This window comes from Lysobacter sp. OAE881 (assembly GCF_040546665.1).
GTDB classification, from domain to species: Bacteria; Pseudomonadota; Gammaproteobacteria; order Xanthomonadales; family Xanthomonadaceae; genus Lysobacter_J; species Lysobacter_J soli.
The window spans coordinates 2,702,827-2,717,241 of record NZ_JBEPOG010000001.1; the positions used below are offsets into that span (position 1 = coordinate 2,702,827).

General features: G+C 67.2%; 14 protein-coding genes and 2 pseudogenes. 1 reads left to right on the forward strand and 15 read right to left on the reverse strand.

Annotation, left to right across the window (positions count from 1 at the left end; all coding sequences use genetic code 11):
• From lolD to ABIE51_RS12535, 10 genes and pseudogenes are all read right to left on the reverse strand, one after another.
• Positions 1-708, reverse strand: coding sequence for a lipoprotein-releasing ABC transporter ATP-binding protein LolD (lolD, locus tag ABIE51_RS12495; protein WP_192630973.1), 708 nt, complete (start codon positions 706-708; stop codon positions 1-3).
• A gap of 4 nt (positions 709-712) precedes the next feature.
• Positions 713-1,957, reverse strand: a complete 1,245-nt coding sequence (locus ABIE51_RS12500) for a lipoprotein-releasing ABC transporter permease subunit (RefSeq protein ID WP_192630974.1) — start codon at positions 1,955-1,957, stop codon at positions 713-715.
• Between the two features lie 6 nt (positions 1,958-1,963).
• A complete protein-coding gene (locus ABIE51_RS19355; protein WP_502913292.1) occupies positions 1,964-2,413 on the reverse strand; it encodes a protein YgfX in 450 nt (149 codons plus the stop codon).
• The gene (locus ABIE51_RS12505) at positions 2,364-2,561 is read right to left on the reverse strand and encodes an FAD assembly factor SdhE (RefSeq protein WP_253338081.1); all 198 of its coding nucleotides are present in this window, start codon (positions 2,559-2,561) and stop codon (positions 2,364-2,366) included. Before ABIE51_RS12505 ends, ABIE51_RS19355 begins: the two co-directional genes overlap by 50 nt.
• 53 nt (positions 2,562-2,614) lie before the next feature.
• On the reverse strand, positions 2,615-3,037 hold the full coding sequence (locus ABIE51_RS12510) for an MAPEG family protein (protein WP_192630976.1): 423 nt from the start codon (positions 3,035-3,037) through the stop codon (positions 2,615-2,617).
• A 79-nt stretch (positions 3,038-3,116) separates the two neighbouring features.
• Positions 3,117-3,900, reverse strand: a pseudogene (locus ABIE51_RS12515) (succinate dehydrogenase iron-sulfur subunit).
• 13 nt (positions 3,901-3,913) lie between these two features.
• Positions 3,914-5,704, reverse strand: coding sequence for a succinate dehydrogenase flavoprotein subunit (sdhA, locus tag ABIE51_RS12520; RefSeq protein ID WP_157030483.1), 1,791 nt, complete (start codon positions 5,702-5,704; stop codon positions 3,914-3,916).
• A 4-nt stretch (positions 5,705-5,708) separates the two neighbouring features.
• Complete coding sequence (gene sdhD / locus ABIE51_RS12525; RefSeq protein WP_192630978.1) at positions 5,709-6,107, reverse strand: succinate dehydrogenase, hydrophobic membrane anchor protein; 399 nt, start codon at positions 6,105-6,107, stop codon at positions 5,709-5,711.
• Positions 6,104-6,511 carry a succinate dehydrogenase, cytochrome b556 subunit gene (sdhC, locus tag ABIE51_RS12530; protein WP_157030484.1) on the reverse strand — a complete coding sequence of 136 codons (408 nt, stop codon included), beginning with the start codon at positions 6,509-6,511 and terminating at the stop codon, positions 6,104-6,106. Before sdhC ends, sdhD begins: the two co-directional genes overlap by 4 nt.
• Positions 6,512-6,603: 92 nt before the next feature.
• Positions 6,604-6,759, reverse strand: coding sequence for a DUF1674 domain-containing protein (locus ABIE51_RS12535; protein WP_115841667.1), 156 nt, complete (start codon positions 6,757-6,759; stop codon positions 6,604-6,606).
• Between the two features lie 29 nt (positions 6,760-6,788).
• Between ABIE51_RS12535 and ygfZ the strand changes: the two genes are divergently transcribed.
• Entirely contained in the window at positions 6,789-7,658 is an 870-nt protein-coding gene (gene ygfZ, locus ABIE51_RS12540; protein WP_192630979.1) for a CAF17-like 4Fe-4S cluster assembly/insertion protein YgfZ, read from the forward strand.
• 13 nt (positions 7,659-7,671) lie between these two features.
• Here ygfZ and asnB read toward each other — a convergent pair whose 3' ends face one another.
• The 5 genes and pseudogenes from asnB to ABIE51_RS12565 all read right to left on the reverse strand — a co-directional run bounded on the left by asnB (position 7,672) and on the right by ABIE51_RS12565 (position 14,327).
• On the reverse strand, positions 7,672-9,615 hold the full coding sequence (gene asnB / locus ABIE51_RS12545; protein ID WP_192630980.1) for an asparagine synthase (glutamine-hydrolyzing): 1,944 nt from the start codon (positions 9,613-9,615) through the stop codon (positions 7,672-7,674).
• A gap of 3 nt (positions 9,616-9,618) precedes the next feature.
• Positions 9,619-11,886, reverse strand: coding sequence for a thiamine pyrophosphate-dependent enzyme (locus tag ABIE51_RS12550; RefSeq protein WP_192630981.1), 2,268 nt, complete (start codon positions 11,884-11,886; stop codon positions 9,619-9,621).
• 69 nt (positions 11,887-11,955) lie between these two features.
• A complete protein-coding gene (locus ABIE51_RS12555) occupies positions 11,956-12,597 on the reverse strand; it encodes a glutathione S-transferase family protein (protein WP_115841671.1) in 642 nt (213 codons plus the stop codon).
• Positions 12,594-13,150 (reverse strand): annotated as a pseudogene (locus ABIE51_RS12560) (GNAT family N-acetyltransferase). Before ABIE51_RS12560 ends, ABIE51_RS12555 begins: the two are co-directional and overlap by 4 nt.
• A 13-nt stretch (positions 13,151-13,163) precedes the next feature.
• Positions 13,164-14,327 carry an acyl-CoA dehydrogenase family protein gene (locus tag ABIE51_RS12565; RefSeq protein ID WP_115841673.1) on the reverse strand — a complete coding sequence of 388 codons (1,164 nt, stop codon included), beginning with the start codon at positions 14,325-14,327 and terminating at the stop codon, positions 13,164-13,166.
• Positions 14,328-14,415: the final 88 nt, after the last annotated feature.

Below are 14,415 nucleotides of genomic sequence, written 5' to 3' on the forward strand. Positions count from 1 at the left end.
CTAGACCTCGTCCGGGGCCAGTTGACGCAGTTTGCCTTCGTGCAGTTCGAGCACGCGGTCGAGGCGACGGGCAAGGCGGCGATCGTGGGTCACCAGCACCAATGCAGTGTGCTGCTCCCGGTTGAGCGCGAGCATCAGCTCGAACACGGTCTCGGCGGTCTTCTCGTCGAGATTGCCGGTCGGTTCGTCGCCGAGCACGCAGGCCGGACGATTTACCAGTGCGCGCGCGACGGCCGCGCGCTGGCGCTCGCCGCCCGACAGTTCGCCGGGCTTGTGGTCCAGCCGATGCCCCAAGCCCACCGATTCCAGCAGCGCCTTCGCGCGCTTGTTCGCGTCGGGCACATGCGCGCCGGAGAGCAGCACCGGCAGCATGACGTTTTCCAGCGCGGTGAATTCCGGCAGCAGGTGATGGAACTGGTACACGAAGCCGAGCGACTGGTTGCGCAACGCGCCACGCGCCGCATCGGACAGCGAGCTCATTTTCTGACCGGCGACGAAGACCTCGCCCGAGGTCGGCGTATCGAGACCACCGAGCAGATGCAGCAGCGTGCTCTTGCCGGCGCCGGAGGCCCCGAGGATCGCGACGGTCTCGCCCGATTGCACGGCGAGGTCCAGCCCTTCGAACACCGGCGTGCGCAGCTTGCCTTCGGCGTAGGTCATGGCGAGGTCTTCGGCACGGATCGCCTCGCCCTGGTGCTTCTTCTGCATCGGATCACTCATAGCGCAGCGCCTCCGCCGGGGCCGTGCGCGCGGCGCGCCATGCTGGGTAGATGGTGGCGAGGAATGCCATGATGAGCGCGACGGCGGCGATGATCATCACGTCGCTGGATTGCAGGTCGGTCGGCAAGCCGGTGATGTAGTAGACATCCTCCGGCAGCAACTGCACGCCGAGCACGGCCTCGATGGCCTTGAGGATGTGTTCCAGGTTGAGCGTCAGCACGATGCCGCCGATGACGCCGATGACCGTGCCGATCACGCCGATTAGCGTGCCCTGCACCACGAAGACCTGCATGACACCGCGTGGCGTGAGGCCGAGCGTGCGGAGGATCGCGATGTCGGCCTGCTTGTCGGTGACGAGCATGACCTGCGAGCTGACCAGGTTGAACGCGCCCATGGCGATGATCAGCGACAGTAGGATCGCCATGATGGTTTTTTCCATCTTCAGCGCGCGGAACATGTTGGCGTTCTCGCTCGTCCAGTCGCTGACGCGGAATGGGCCGCCCAGCGAGACGGCAAGGTCGCGCGCGACGTCCCAGGCCTGGTCCATGTCGTGCAGGCGCAGGCGCACGCCCGTAACGCCCTCGCCCATGCGCAGCAGGCGCTGCATGTCATGCATGTTGGCGACCGCGAGGCCCTTGTCGAAATCGTTGTAGCCGGCCTCGAAGATGCCGCTGACGGTGAAGCGCTTGAGTTGCGGCACCGCGCCCAGCGGCGTGCTGCGGAAATCGGTGGTGGTCATCACCACGCTGTCGCCGATGCCGACGCCGAGCCACAGCGCCAGCTCTTTGCCGAGCACGATGTTAAAGCTGCCGGGTGCGAGCGAGTCGAGCTTGCCCTGCACCATCTTGTCAGCCAGGACGGACACCTTGCCCTCCTGGTCCGGCACCACGCCGCGGACCATCGCCGGCTGGTTGCGCGCGCCGGACAGCAACGCTTCCTTTTCGATGTACGGCGCCGCGCCCGCCACGCGCTTGTCGGCGATGGCCTGGTTCACGGCGGTCTGCCAGTCCGTGAGCGGTTCGCCGTAGGCGCTGACGGTCGCGTGTGCGGCCATCTGCAACATGCGGTCGCGGATTTCGCGCTGGAAGCCGCTCATCACCGCAAGCGTGGTGATCAGCGCCGTAACGCCGAGCGCGATGCCCGCGATGGAGGCCAGGGAAATGAAGGAGATGAAGCCGTTTCGGCGTTTGGCGCGCAGGTAGCGCAGGCCGATGGCTACTGGGATGGGTTTGAACATAGCGGGCTAGGATGCCATTGGAGGCCGTGAATGCGCAGCCTCTATGACCGGAATGGCCAGCCGCAGTTCACGGCGATCCCGCGCCGGCAACGTGTCAGGCCACCAGGCCAGCCTCCCCGGCCGCCCGCCTGCGTCGCGAAAACGGGCAAATGCCCATGGGCCGCGCCAGTGCACGCGCAAGTCGGAGACCTCCGCGCCGTCCAGCATGGCCCGGCCATCGGCGGCGATCACGATCGTGCGATTCCGGCGCGAGGATTCGCGCGACGCCAAGTGTCCACCCCGCCCCGTCGAAAGCAGTGCCAGCGGTATCGAGAACAGGAGCGGCATCTCGCTGGCGAGGACGCTCAGAGCCCCCATTACACCCAGCGCGAGCAGCGCCAAGGTGAGCCAGCGCGAGGGCCGCCACTCAAGGCGGCAAGGCGCGGATGGAGTCGACAAGCTGCGCGAGTTCGGCATCGGCGGGCGTTTCGTGTCCCATGAACCAGTGCCAGAGCTTATCGTCCTCGATTTCCAGCAAGCGTAGGAAAACCGCCCTTTCCGATGCCGGAGCTTGCCGCCACGCACGGTCGAGATATCGCTCGAAAAGGCGGTCGAGTTCCCTCATGCCGCGTCGGCTGCGCCAGCGCAGGCGGCTGAGTTCGCGCTCCAGTTCCTCGCTCACGTGCGCCACCAGCCCACTGCGATCGCGCCCCACAGCAGCCACAGCGCCATGCCGCCGGCGACGTACGCATAGAACCGGTGCATGACCTTGTTGTAGGTGCAGTGGATCGCGCTGTGCACGATGCGCAGCAGGACGAACGCCCATGCGAGTGCGATCGTCGTTGCATTCACCTGCCCCGTCATCGCAGCCACCACGAGCGCCACGTAGAACAGCACTGGCAGTTCGAACAGGTTGCGGAAGTTGTCCGCGGCGCAGCTGTCGGTCAGACGCGCCGAAGACTGCGCCGACGTCGCGACCGCCTGCGGGTGGATGCGCTCGCGCTTCATCTGGCCGATGCGCACCACATACATGCGCCACCACACCACGAAGGTCAGCGCCACCATCGCCACCGCGGGCATGAAGATCAGTTTTGCATCCATCCTTTCACCCCCATCGCTCCCTGGAAAAAAGGCGCACTTGCGTGCGCCTTCTTCCGTATCGACTTCACCGCGGCCGCGATCAGGCGCGGCGCGCCAGCATCAGCTTCTTGATCTCGCCGATGGCCCGCGCCGGGTTCAGTCCCTTCGGGCAGGTGCGGGCGCAGGTTCATGATGGTGTGGCAGCGGTACAGCTTGAACGGGTCTTCCAGGTCGTCCAGGCGCTCGCCGGTGTCTTCGTCGCGCGAGTCGACGATCCAGCGATAGGCCTGCAGCAGGATCGCGGGACCGAGGTAGCGGTCGCCGTTCCACCAGTAGCTCGGGCAGCTGGTCGAGCAGCACGCGCACAGGATGCACTCGTACAGGCCGTCGAGCTTCTTGCGGTCTTCCGGCGACTGCAGGCGCTCACGGTCGGAGGGCGACGGGCTCTGCGTGCGCAGCCACGGACGGATCGACGCGTACTGCGCGTAGAAGTGCGTCAGGTCCGGCACGAGGTCCTTCACCACCGGCATGTGCGGCAGCGGGTAGATCGGCACTTCGCCCGCGCTGCAGTCCTCGATGGCCTTGGTGCAGGCCAGCGTGTTCGTGCCGTCGATGTTCATGGCGCACGAACCGCAGATGCCTTCGCGGCAGGAGCGGCGGAACGTCAGCGTCGGATCGATCTCGTTCTTGATCTTGATCAGCGCGTCCAGAACCATCGGACCGCACGTCGCCATGTCCACCTCGTAGGTGTCCACGCGCGGGTTCATGCCGTCGTCGGGATTCCAGCGGTAGACCTTGAAGGTGCGCGCCTGCCTGGCGCCCTGCGCCGGCCAGTGGCGGCCCTTCTGGATCTGCGAGTTCTTCGGGAGGGTAAATTCGGCCACGGTCTCGCTCCGGTCAGTACACGCGCTTCTTCGGCGGCACCACGGACACGTCGTCGCTCAACGTGTACATGTGCACCGGGCGGTAGTCGATGCTGGTTTCGCCACGCTCGTTGACCGAGCACAGCGTGTGCTTCTGCCAGTTGGCGTCGTCGCGATCCGGGAAGTCCTCGCGGGCATGCGCGCCGCGCGACTCGGTACGGTTTTCCGCAGAAACGATCGTCACCAGCGCCTGGTCGAGCAGGTTCGACAGCTCGTAGGTCTCGATCAGGTCCGAGTTCCAGATCAGCGAACGGTCGCTCACCTTCACGTCGGCGAAGGACGCATGGATCTCGCGCATCTTCGTCACGCCGTCGCGCAGCGTGTCGCCGGTGCGGAACACCGCCGCGTCGGCCTGCATCGTGCGCTGCATCTTGTCGCGGATGACCGCCGTCGGCGTGCCGCCGTTGGCGTTGCGCAGCTTGTCCAGACGGGCGAGCGCCTGGTCGCAGGCGTCGGAGGCGAGCGTCGCCTGCTTGCCGTCGCGCTTGACCGTTTCCGCCGCACGGTTGGCGACGGCGCGGCCGAACACGACCAGGTCGAGCAGCGAGTTCGAACCCAGGCGGTTGGCGCCGTGGACCGAAACGCACGCCGCTTCGCCGATGGCGTACAGGCCCGGGACGACTTCGTCCGGGTTGCCGTTCTTCAACTGCACGACTTCGCCGTGGTAGTTGGTCGGGATGCCGCCCATGTTGTAGTGCACGGTCGGGATCACCGGGATCGGCTGCTTTTCAACGTCCACGTTGGCGAAGATGCGCGCCGACTCGGCGATGCCCGGCAGCTTCTCGTGGATCACTTCCGGCCCCAGGTGCGTCAGGTCGAGCAGGATGTGGTCCTTGTGGTCGCCGACGCCGCGGCCTTCGCGGATTTCCATCGTCATCGCTCGGCTGACCATGTCACGCGGGGCGAGGTCCTTCACGCTCGGCGCGTAGCGCTCCATGAAGCGCTCGCCGTTGCTGTTGCGCAGGATGCCGCCTTCGCCGCGCACGCCTTCGGTGATCAGGCAGCCCGCGCCGTAGATGCCGGTCGGGTGGAACTGCACGAATTCCATGTCCTGCATCGACAGGCCGGCGCGCAGCACCATGCCGCCGCCGTCGCCGGTGCAGGTATGGGCCGAGGTCGCGGAGAAGTACGCGCGACCGTAGCCGCCGGTGGCCAGCACCGTGCCCTGCGCCTTGAACAGGTGCAGCGTGCCTTCGGCCATGTCGAGCGCGAGCACGCCGCGGCAGGCGCCGTTGGCGTCCATGATCAGGTCGAGCGCGAAGTACTCGATGAAGAACTGCGCGTCGTGCGCAAGCGACTGCTGGTACAGCGTGTGCAGGATCGCGTGGCCGGTACGGTCAGCCGCGGCGCAGGTGCGCTGCGCCGGCGGACCTTCGCCATAACGCGTGGTCATGCCGCCGAACGGACGCTGGTAGATCTTGCCGTCGTCGGTGCGCGAGAACGGAACGCCGTAGTGTTCCAGTTCGATGATCGCCGGGATGGCCTCGCGGCACATGTACTCGATGGCGTCCTGGTCGCCCAGCCAGTCCGAACCCTTCACGGTGTCGAAGAAGTGGTAGCGCCAGTCGTCCTCGCCCATGTTCGCCAGCGCGGCAGCGACGCCGCCCTGCGCGGCCACGGTGTGCGAGCGCGTCGGGAAGACCTTGGTGATGCAGGCCGTCTTCAGGCCCTTCTGGGCCAGGCCGAAGGTGGCGCGCAGGCCGGCGCCGCCGGCACCGACGACCACCATGTCGAAGGTGTGTTCGTGGATCTTGTAAGCGGGCACGGCGTCAGGCTCCCAGCGCGATGCGGACGATGGCGAGCACGCTGGCGATGCCGGCGAGTGCGCACACGAAGATGTTCAGAAGGTGCAGCGCGGTCGCGGAGAACGGCGTGTGCACGTAATCCTCGATGATCACCTGCACGCCGAGCTTGGCGTGCCAGAAGGTGGCGATGCTGAAGGCGGTCAGCAGGATGGCGTGGCACGGATGGGCCACGGTGGCGCGCACGGTCGCGTAGTCGTCGCCGATCATCGAGATGATCAGGCCGAGGGCGTAGATCGCCAGGAAGATCAGCGCGATCGCGGTGACGCGCTGGACGATGAAGTGGCCCGTGCCGTCCTTCGCCGAGCCGAGGCCGCGCGCGTTCTTCAGCGGATTGCGCAGGTGGGGCTTGTGCGGCTTGATCATGCGGCACCCCGCTGCATCATCGCGACGACCCAGATCAGCACCGTCAGCACCAGGCTGCCGAAGATCGAGAACCAGCTGTTGCGCACGAAGGATTCGATCCTGTAGGCGTAGCCGGCGTCCTGCACCAGGTGGCGGATGCCGTTGAGCAGGTGGTAGGCCAGCGACCAGCTCCAGCCGAACAGGATCAGGAACCCGATCGCCGAGCGGTTGAAGGCGGTGAAGGTCGACCAGGATTCCGGACCGGCCGCCAGCGCGAGCAGGCCCCACGTGACGATGAGGCTGCCCACGACGAGGACGATGCCGGTCGCGCGGTGGAGGATCGAAGTCACCATCTGCACCTGCCAGCGATAGACCTGGAGGTGGGGTGACAGGGGACGTTCGCGGACGCGTGGTTCGTTCGCCATGAGCGTGGCGGTCTCTCGGCTGGGCGGCGATGCCGCGTGGCAGGAAGGCGTGTGCAGCGGTGATGCGTGATGGAAGCGGGGGGAATGTCGCGTCAGAAGTCGATGCAGCGTCCGTTCTTTTCCCAATCCCCGTAACGGGTCGGTTCCGGACCTTCGCGCCCGCCGTGTTCCTTTGCCTGCGTGTCGTCCGTGGACGGCTCCGGTTCCGGAGGCGGCGGCAGTGTGCCGGGAGGGGTTTGGCCTATCATCACGGCGTCAAATGTTAAGTCCCGCCCCCATGGATGACAACCCGCAGCCCGCGGCAGACCGCTATTTCGCCCTGCCCGGCCATGCCCTGATCACGCTGGAAGGTCGCGATGCGGCCGCCTTCGCGCAGGCGCAGTTCATGAACGACGTCGCCCTGCTGGAACCCGGCCGGTGGCAATGGAGCGGTTGGCTGACGCCCAAAGGTCGCGTGATCGCGCTGTTCGCTTTGCTCAAGCGGTCCGATGAGGCCATCTGGCTGGTGCTCCCCGATGCGGACGCGGCGGCGATGGCGACCGCGCTGCAGCGTTTCGTGTTCCGCAGCAAGGTCCGTATCCAGTTCCGCGACGACCTCCATGCCAGCGGCCGCTTCGGTGCACCCTCGGCCGCGTCCGGCGCGGATTTCACCGGCGACGAGGAGGCGGGCTTCGAGCTGGATGCCGGTTCCGCCGACGCACCGCGCACCTTGCGTCTGGCGGGAACGCCAGCGCCGCAGGATGACGCAGCAGCGACGCGCTGGCATGCGCTCGACTTGCAACACGGCCTGCCGCGCCTGCCGGCGTCACAGGTCGAGCACTGGACGCCGCAGCAGCTGTCGCTTGATCGCCTGCGTGCGTACAGCGTGAAGAAGGGCTGCTATCCCGGGCAGGAGATCGTCGCGCGCACGCACTTCCTCGGGCAGGCAAAGCGTGGGCTCGTGCTGCTCGGCGCCGACGCTGCGCTGGAACCGGGCCACGAGGTAACGGCCGGATCCGTCGCGATGGGAAAGCTGGTGGCTGCCGGCACCGACGGCGCGCGCCATCTCGCGCTCGCGGTAATGCCGCTCGAACGCGAAGCCGCCTCGCTCGACGTCGACGGCGCGCCCGTCGCGGAAGAACCGCTGCGCGACGGACTGGCGCGCTGAGCCGCGCCTTGCCTCAGATCGCGCGAACGGCGCTGCGCTGCGACTGCCAATGCTCGTGCCACGCCTGGAACATCAGCACGTTCCACAGATGCGTGTGCCACTTGCGTTCGCCGCCGAGGAACTGCTGCCAGAGCGCGTCCACCGCATCGGCATCGAGATGCCCTTCGGCCCGCAGGCGCGCGGGATCGAGCAATGCCCCAGCCCACTCGCGCAGATCGCCCTTGAGCCAGTCGCTCACCGGCGCACCGAAGCCGCGCTTGCCGCGATCGACCATCGAGTCCGGCAGGTAGCGCCGCAGCACGCGCTTGAGCAGGTGCTTGTTGCCGGACGGATGCCGCTTGAAGTCCAGCGGCAGCGACCACGCGAACTCGGCCACGCGCCAGTCCAGTAGCGGCGCCCTCGCTTCCAGGCTCACCGCCATGCTGGTGCGATCGACCTTGCACAGCAGGTCTTCGGGCAGGTAGACGCTGAAGTCCGCGAGCATCATCGCGTCGGCCGGCGTGCCCGCGCCACGCAACGGGTCGGGCTGGTCGTAGAAGGTGTCCGGCAGCTTCGCGCCGGGAACGACGGCTACCGGGTCGCGCCAGCGCATCACGCGCTGGCGGTAGACATCGCCGATGCCGCGAGCGCCCATTTCCGCCGCGAGCGCCGCGAAGCCGCCCGTGCGCGACGCTTCGCCGTGCGTCTTCGCACTGCCCGCCAATGCGTGCCGCAGGAAGCCGGGCACGCGGCTGTGCCAGCGCCAATTGCGCAGCGCGCGTTCGTAGCGCTTGTAGCCGAAAAAGAGTTCGTCGCCGCCGTCACCCGAGAGCGCGACCGTCACCGCCGTGCGCGCCAGCCGCGCGACCAGCGCGGTGGGCACCTGCGAGGCATCGGCGAACGGTTCATCGAACATCGCCGGCAGCGTCGGCACGACGCCGAGCGCATCGGCGCCGCTGACGTACAGCTCGGTGTGCTGCGTGTGCAGGTGCTCGGCGACTTCGCGCGCGAGGTGGGCCTCGTCGTGGTGCGAGCGTTCGAACCCGATCGTGAACGTGCGCACCGGATGCCGGCTCTGCGTCTGCATCAACGCCGTCACGATGGAGGAATCGGTGCCGCCGGACAGGAACACGCCCACCGGCACGTCGGCGACCATCCGCAGCGACACCGCATCGCGCAGCAGGTCGTCGAGACGGTTCTCCGCCTCCAGGACATCGCCGTTGAACGGTTGCGCCAGCGCGGCATGCATGCGCTCGCGCGGCTCCCAGTAGCGGCGCTGATCGCGATGCGGATCGTGTGCGCGTGGACCGCCCGCGACCGTCGCCGCATCGATGCGCAACAGCGAACCCGGCAGCAGCTTGAAGGTGTCGACGTGGATCGCGTGCGGCGCCGGGATGTAGTCCAGCCGCAGCAGCAGCGCGAGCGCATCCGGATCCACGCCGTTGTCGAAGTCCGGATGCCGCCACAGCGCTTTCAGTTCGGAGCCGAACACGAACGTGCCGCCCGCCCAGCCGTAATACAGCGGCTTCTTGCCGACGCGGTCGCGCGCGAGCCACAGGCAACGCTCCTGGCGATCCCACAGCGCGATGGCGAACATGCCATTGCAGCGCGACACGGCGTCCTCGACGCCCCACTCCATCACCGCGGCGAGCAGCACCTCGGTATCGGAATGGCCGCGGAAGACATGGCCGCGCGCGACCAGCACTTCGCGCAGTTCGGCGAAGTTGTAGATCTCGCCGTTGTAGACGACGACGTAGCGGTGGTCCTCCGACGCCATCGGCTGATGGCCGAGCGGCGACAGATCGAGGATGCTCAGTCGTCGATGCGCGAGCGCGATACCGGTCGTGTCGTCGACCCACACGCCGCGGTCATCGGGGCCGCGATGCTCCAGCGCATCGCCCATCGCACCGGCGAGCGCGTCGAGTCGCGCGGCGTCGAGGTCCGCCGTCGGGCGCAGCAGGCCGGCCAGTCCGCACATGCGTCAGGCCAGGCGATCGGCGGCGGCGACGATGTCGTCGTCGGACGGAATCACCAGGAATGCGGCACCCGCCAGCGGCGTGTACGTATCCACGCCGACCACGCGCTGGAACGGACGCGCGCCATAGCCGCCTTCCGCGATCGCGGTCAGCACGCCCTCGCCCACGCCCGCACTCTGACGGCCTTCGTCGACGATGAGGATGCGCCTGGCCGTTTTCGCCTGCGCGCGGATGTACTCGGCGTTGAGCGGCACGAGCCAGCGCAGGTCGACGACGCGCGCCTTCCAGCCGTGCCTGCTCTCGATCGTGCGCGCGGCGCGCAGGCTCATCGGCACGCCGTTGCCGTAGGTGAAGATCACCAGGTCGTCATTGCCTTCGCCGTAGACGCGGCCTTCGCCGAGGGTCATCGCCTCGTCGGGCTTGGGGTACGACGTGAGCCACTGGCCGTCACCGGGTTCGTACAGATCCTTGGTCATGTACAGCGCGATCGGTTCGAGGAACACGCTCACGCGTCCGTCCACCTTCGCCAGCGCTGTCAGCGTGCGCAGCATCATGGCTGCATCGTCGCCACGCGAGGGGCAACCAACGACGAGACCGGGAATATCGCGCAACGCGGTGATCGAGTTGTCGTTGTGGAAATGCCCGCCGAACCCGCGCTGGTAACCGAGACCGGCGATACGCACGACCATCGGATTGGCGTACTGGTTGTTGCTGAAGAACTGCAGCGACGCCGCTTCGCCGCGGATCTGGTCGCAGGCGTTGTGGAAGTACGCGAGGTACTGGATCTCCGGAATCGGCAGCATGCCGACGTTGGCGAAGCCCTGCGCCATGCCGAGGATCATCGTCTCGTCGAGCAGCGTGTTGAACACGCGACGCGCGCCGAACGCCTTCTGCAGGCCCTTGGTCACCGTGTAGACACCGCCCTTCTGCGCGACGTCCTCACCGAACAGCAGCGTGTCGGGGTACTTGGCAAAGATGTCGTGCAGCGCATTGTTGATCTGGATCGCGAGATGGCGCGGCGGCTGGTTTTCCGGCAGCTTCGCTTCCCCACCGAACACGTCCAGGCGACGCTCCGCATAGTCGGCGCGCTTCGCCTCGGCCTCCACTTTCGCGGGCGTGTACGGCGCAAGCGGCGCGATGACGTGCTCAAGCGTCTCGATCTTCGGCCGACGATCGGCTTCCTCCGCCGCGGCGAAGCACCGCTTGCGCGTGGCCTCGTAGAGGGCGAGCACGTCGTCCTTCGACATCAGGCCCGATTCGAGCGCGATGGCGGCCGAGCGCAGCAGCGGATCGGTGGCCTCGACGGCGCACAGCTCCTCGATCGAACGCCATTCGATTTCGAAATCGGTGCCCGCGTGTCCCATGATGCGCGTGGTGCGCAGGTGCAGGAACGTCGGGCGACGCGTCGTGCGGCAGTGTTCGACGGCGCGTTGCACGTCGGCATAACCGCTGGCGAGATCGAGACCGTCGGCGGCGAAGTAATCGAGCCCGTCCATGTTGCGGAAGCGGTTGGCGATCCACCCGCCCGGCGTCTTCACCGAGATGCCGATGCCGTTGTCCTCGCACACGAACAGCACCGGCGCGGGCAGCTTCTGGTAGGCGGTCCAGGCCGCGGCGTTGAAGGCCGTCTGCGCCGTAGCGTGATTGGCCGATGCGTCGCCGAAGGAGCAGATCGCGATGCTGTCGCTGGGGATCGGCAACGCATGATTCAGGCGCTTGGCGGCCTCGATCGCGACGGCCGTGCCGAGCGCCTTGGGCAGGTGCGAGGCGATGGTCGAAGTCTGCGGCAGCACCCACAACGGCTTGCTGCCCCACACCTTGTGGCGGCCACCGGACGCGGGATCTTCCGCGCTCGCGGCGAAACTCAGCGCCGAATCCATCACCGGATCCATGCCGGGCAGCTTGCGGAAGCGTTCGGCCATGAAGCCGCCGGAGCGGTAATGCAGGAACGCCGGATCGGTGTGGCGCGTGAGGCGCGCGACCATTGCGTTGCCTTCGTGACCGCTGGATCCGATGGTGTAGAAGACCTTGTTCTGCACGCGCAGCACGCGCGCCATCAGGTCCAGGTGTCGACTGATGAGCTGCGATTCGAAGAGCTCGCGGAAGCCCTGCGCGTTGAGTTCGCTGCCGTCCAGGATCGGCGCATCGGCGGAAGGACGCGCGTTGACGCGGCCGTCCCACGCCTTCACGAATTCGACGAAGTTGACGTCGCAGATCTCGGCCCGGTTGAGGCCTTTCATGCGCGCGGGGATGGGATTGGGGATCAGGGACATGGTCGGTTCCAGGAGCCCGCATCGGGGGAATGCGCGGGCGAATGCGTGAGGTTCTGAGCGATGCCGATGTCAGTCCGGCAGCGCGAGTCGCGACAGGACTTCCACCGGCGGCGCCGGCATCGCGACGAAATGCGGCGTCTGGCGCACGCGTTCGATCCACGCCTGCACGGCCGGGAATGCCGACAGGTCGAAGCCGCCTTCATCGGCGACGGCGGTGTAGGCGAACAGCGCGATGTCGGCGATGCCGTAGGCGTCGCCGTTGAACCACTCGTGCGACTTGAGGTGCTGTTCCATCACGGCCAGCGCCTGGTTGCCGCGCTCGCGCAGCTGCGGCAGCGAGGCGCGACGCGGCGAATCCAGCTGCGTCCAGCCGCGGATGAAACGCGCTACGGCGACGTACGGCTCATGGCTGTACTGCTCGAAGAACAGCCAGCTCAGCACCTGCGCGCGCGCGAACGCGTCGCCCGCCCAGAACGGCGTGCCTTCGGCCAGCCAGCACAGGATCGCGTTCGACTCGGTCAGGATGCGACCATCGTCGGTTTCGATCATCGGCACCTTGCCGTTGGGATTCTTCGCCAGGTACTCGGGCGTGCGCGTCGCCCCGGCGGTGCTGTCGACCTCGACCCACTTGAACTCGCGTTCGAGCTGCGTGAGCAGCAGGCGCAACTTGTGGCAGTTTCCGGAGCTCGAATAGCCGTAAACAGTGATCATCGCTTCAGTCCTTCGCGTTCGCGCCGCGCGAACCACTCCTCGCGCGACTGGCCCCAGATCTCGATGTCCTTCGTGTCGAACGGCGCCGGCAGGCGACCCATGCGCTGCAGCCTCGAGCCGAGCTTGGCGGCGACGGCCTTCGAATTCACATTTTCAGGGTCGATGGTGTGGATCACCTCGCTCCAGCCGAGCGTGTCGAACGCCCAGTCGATCGTCGCGACCGCCGCTTCGGGCCCATAACCGCGGCCCCAGCGATCGCGCACGATGCTCCAGCCCACTTCCGTGCCGGGCCAGCCTTCCGGCTGCCATGGGCCGACGCGCCCGACCCAGTCGCCGGTCGCCTTCTCGATCACCGAGAACATCGCGAAGCCCTTGAGGTGCCAGACGCCGATCATCGCCGCGAAGCTGCGCCACGCGGCCGGGCGCGGTTCGGTGCCGCCGATGTGGCGGCAGGTTTCTTCGTCGGCCTTGAAGGCGGCCCATGCCTCGAAATCCTCCGCCTGCGGCGGCGGAGGATCAGGCGTTGCGTTTCCAGTGTCGGACCCAGCTGCATCGCCGGCTCCGGATCAGAACGCGTTGATGCCGGTGAGCTCGCGACCGATCACCAGTTGGTGCACGGTTTCCGTGCCTTCGTAGGTGATGACCGATTCGAGGTTCAGCGCGTGGCGGATCGCGGCGTGCTCGGTGGTGATGCCCGCGCCGCCGAGCAGGTCGCGGCATTCGCGCGCGATATCGATGGCCATGCGGCAGTTGTTCCACTTCGCCAGCGAAACCTGCGCCGGCTGCATCGTGCCCGCGTCCTTCAGGCGACCCAGCTGCACGACCAGCAGTTGCGCGAGCGTGATGCGACGCGCCATCTCGGCCATCTTGATCTGCGCGCTCTGCGTCGCCGCGACGGGGCGGTCGAACAGGATGCGTTCCTTCGTATAGTTCAGCGCCTCGTCCAGGCACGCGATGGCCGCGCCGATCGGTCCCCAGGTGATGCCGTAGCGCGCCTGCGTCAGGCATCCCAGCGGACCCTTGAGACCCTTCACGTTCGGCAGGCGGTTGCTGTCCGGCACGCGCACGTTGTCGAAGAACAGCGAGCTGGTGACCGACGCGCGCAGGCTCATCTTGTGCTTGATTTCCTGCGCGGCGAAACCGGGCATGCCCTTCTCGACGATGAAGCCCTGGATGCCCTCATCCGTCTGCGCCCAGACGATGGCGATGTCGGCCAGGTTGCCGTTGGTGATCCACATCTTGGAGCCGTTGAGGATCCAGTCGCCGCCGTCGCGGCGCGCGTTGGTCTTCATGTTGGCCGGGTCGGAACCGCCGTGCGGCTCGGTCAAGCCGAAGCAGCCGATGACCTTGCCGGCGGCCATGTCCGGCAGCCAGCGCTGGCGCTGCTCTTCACTGCCGTAGGCATAGATCGGGTACATGCACAGCGACGACTGCACGCTGACGAAGCTGCGGATGCCGCTGTCGCCGCGTTCCAGCTCCTGGCAGATCAGGCCGTAGCTGACGGCGTTGAGGCCGGCGCAACCGTACTTCTCGGGCAGCGAGGAACCCAGCAGGCCGAGTTCGGCGATCTCGCCGACCAGCTCCTTCGGAAAGCGCCCCTGGTCGAACGCGTCGCCGATGATCGGGATGACGCGTTCATCGGTGAACCGGGCCACCGTGTCCTGTACGGCGCGCTCTTCTTCGGTGAGGAGCGAGCGGACGTCGTAAAGGTCGTACGGATGCAGGGCCATGGCGCACTCGACTTGAGGGAAGACCGCCATTGTACGGGCGCCCCGGAGCCGGGGTAAGGCCGCGTAAACGCTTGCAGCGACGGGGTTT

Excerpts from the sequence above, each read along its gene's own strand:
- ABIE51_RS19355 (WP_502913292.1), bottom strand. The coding sequence starts at position 2,413 with ATGCCGAACTCGCGCAGCTTGTCGACTCCATCCGCGCCTTGCCGCCTT.
- sdhC (WP_157030484.1), bottom strand. The coding sequence starts at position 6,511 with ATGGCGAACGAACCACGCGTCCGCGAACGTCCCCTGTCACCCCACCTC.
- ABIE51_RS12535 (WP_115841667.1), bottom strand. The coding sequence starts at position 6,759 with ATGATAGGCCAAACCCCTCCCGGCACACTGCCGCCGCCTCCGGAACCG.
- sdhD (WP_192630978.1), bottom strand. The coding sequence starts at position 6,107 with ATGATCAAGCCGCACAAGCCCCACCTGCGCAATCCGCTGAAGAACGCG.
- ABIE51_RS12510 (WP_192630976.1), bottom strand. The coding sequence starts at position 3,037 with ATGGATGCAAAACTGATCTTCATGCCCGCGGTGGCGATGGTGGCGCTG.
- ABIE51_RS12505 (WP_253338081.1), bottom strand. The coding sequence starts at position 2,561 with ATGAGGGAACTCGACCGCCTTTTCGAGCGATATCTCGACCGTGCGTGG.
- ABIE51_RS12550 (WP_192630981.1), bottom strand. The coding sequence starts at position 11,886 with ATGTCCCTGATCCCCAATCCCATCCCCGCGCGCATGAAAGGCCTCAAC.
- lolD (WP_192630973.1), bottom strand. The coding sequence starts at position 708 with ATGCAGAAGAAGCACCAGGGCGAGGCGATCCGTGCCGAAGACCTCGCC.
- asnB (WP_192630980.1), bottom strand. The coding sequence starts at position 9,615 with ATGTGCGGACTGGCCGGCCTGCTGCGCCCGACGGCGGACCTCGACGCC.
- ABIE51_RS12555 (WP_115841671.1), bottom strand. The coding sequence starts at position 12,597 with ATGATCACTGTTTACGGCTATTCGAGCTCCGGAAACTGCCACAAGTTG.
- ygfZ (WP_192630979.1), top strand. The coding sequence starts at position 6,789 with ATGGATGACAACCCGCAGCCCGCGGCAGACCGCTATTTCGCCCTGCCC.
- ABIE51_RS12565 (WP_115841673.1), bottom strand. The coding sequence starts at position 14,327 with ATGGCCCTGCATCCGTACGACCTTTACGACGTCCGCTCGCTCCTCACC.
- ABIE51_RS12500 (WP_192630974.1), bottom strand. The coding sequence starts at position 1,957 with ATGTTCAAACCCATCCCAGTAGCCATCGGCCTGCGCTACCTGCGCGCC.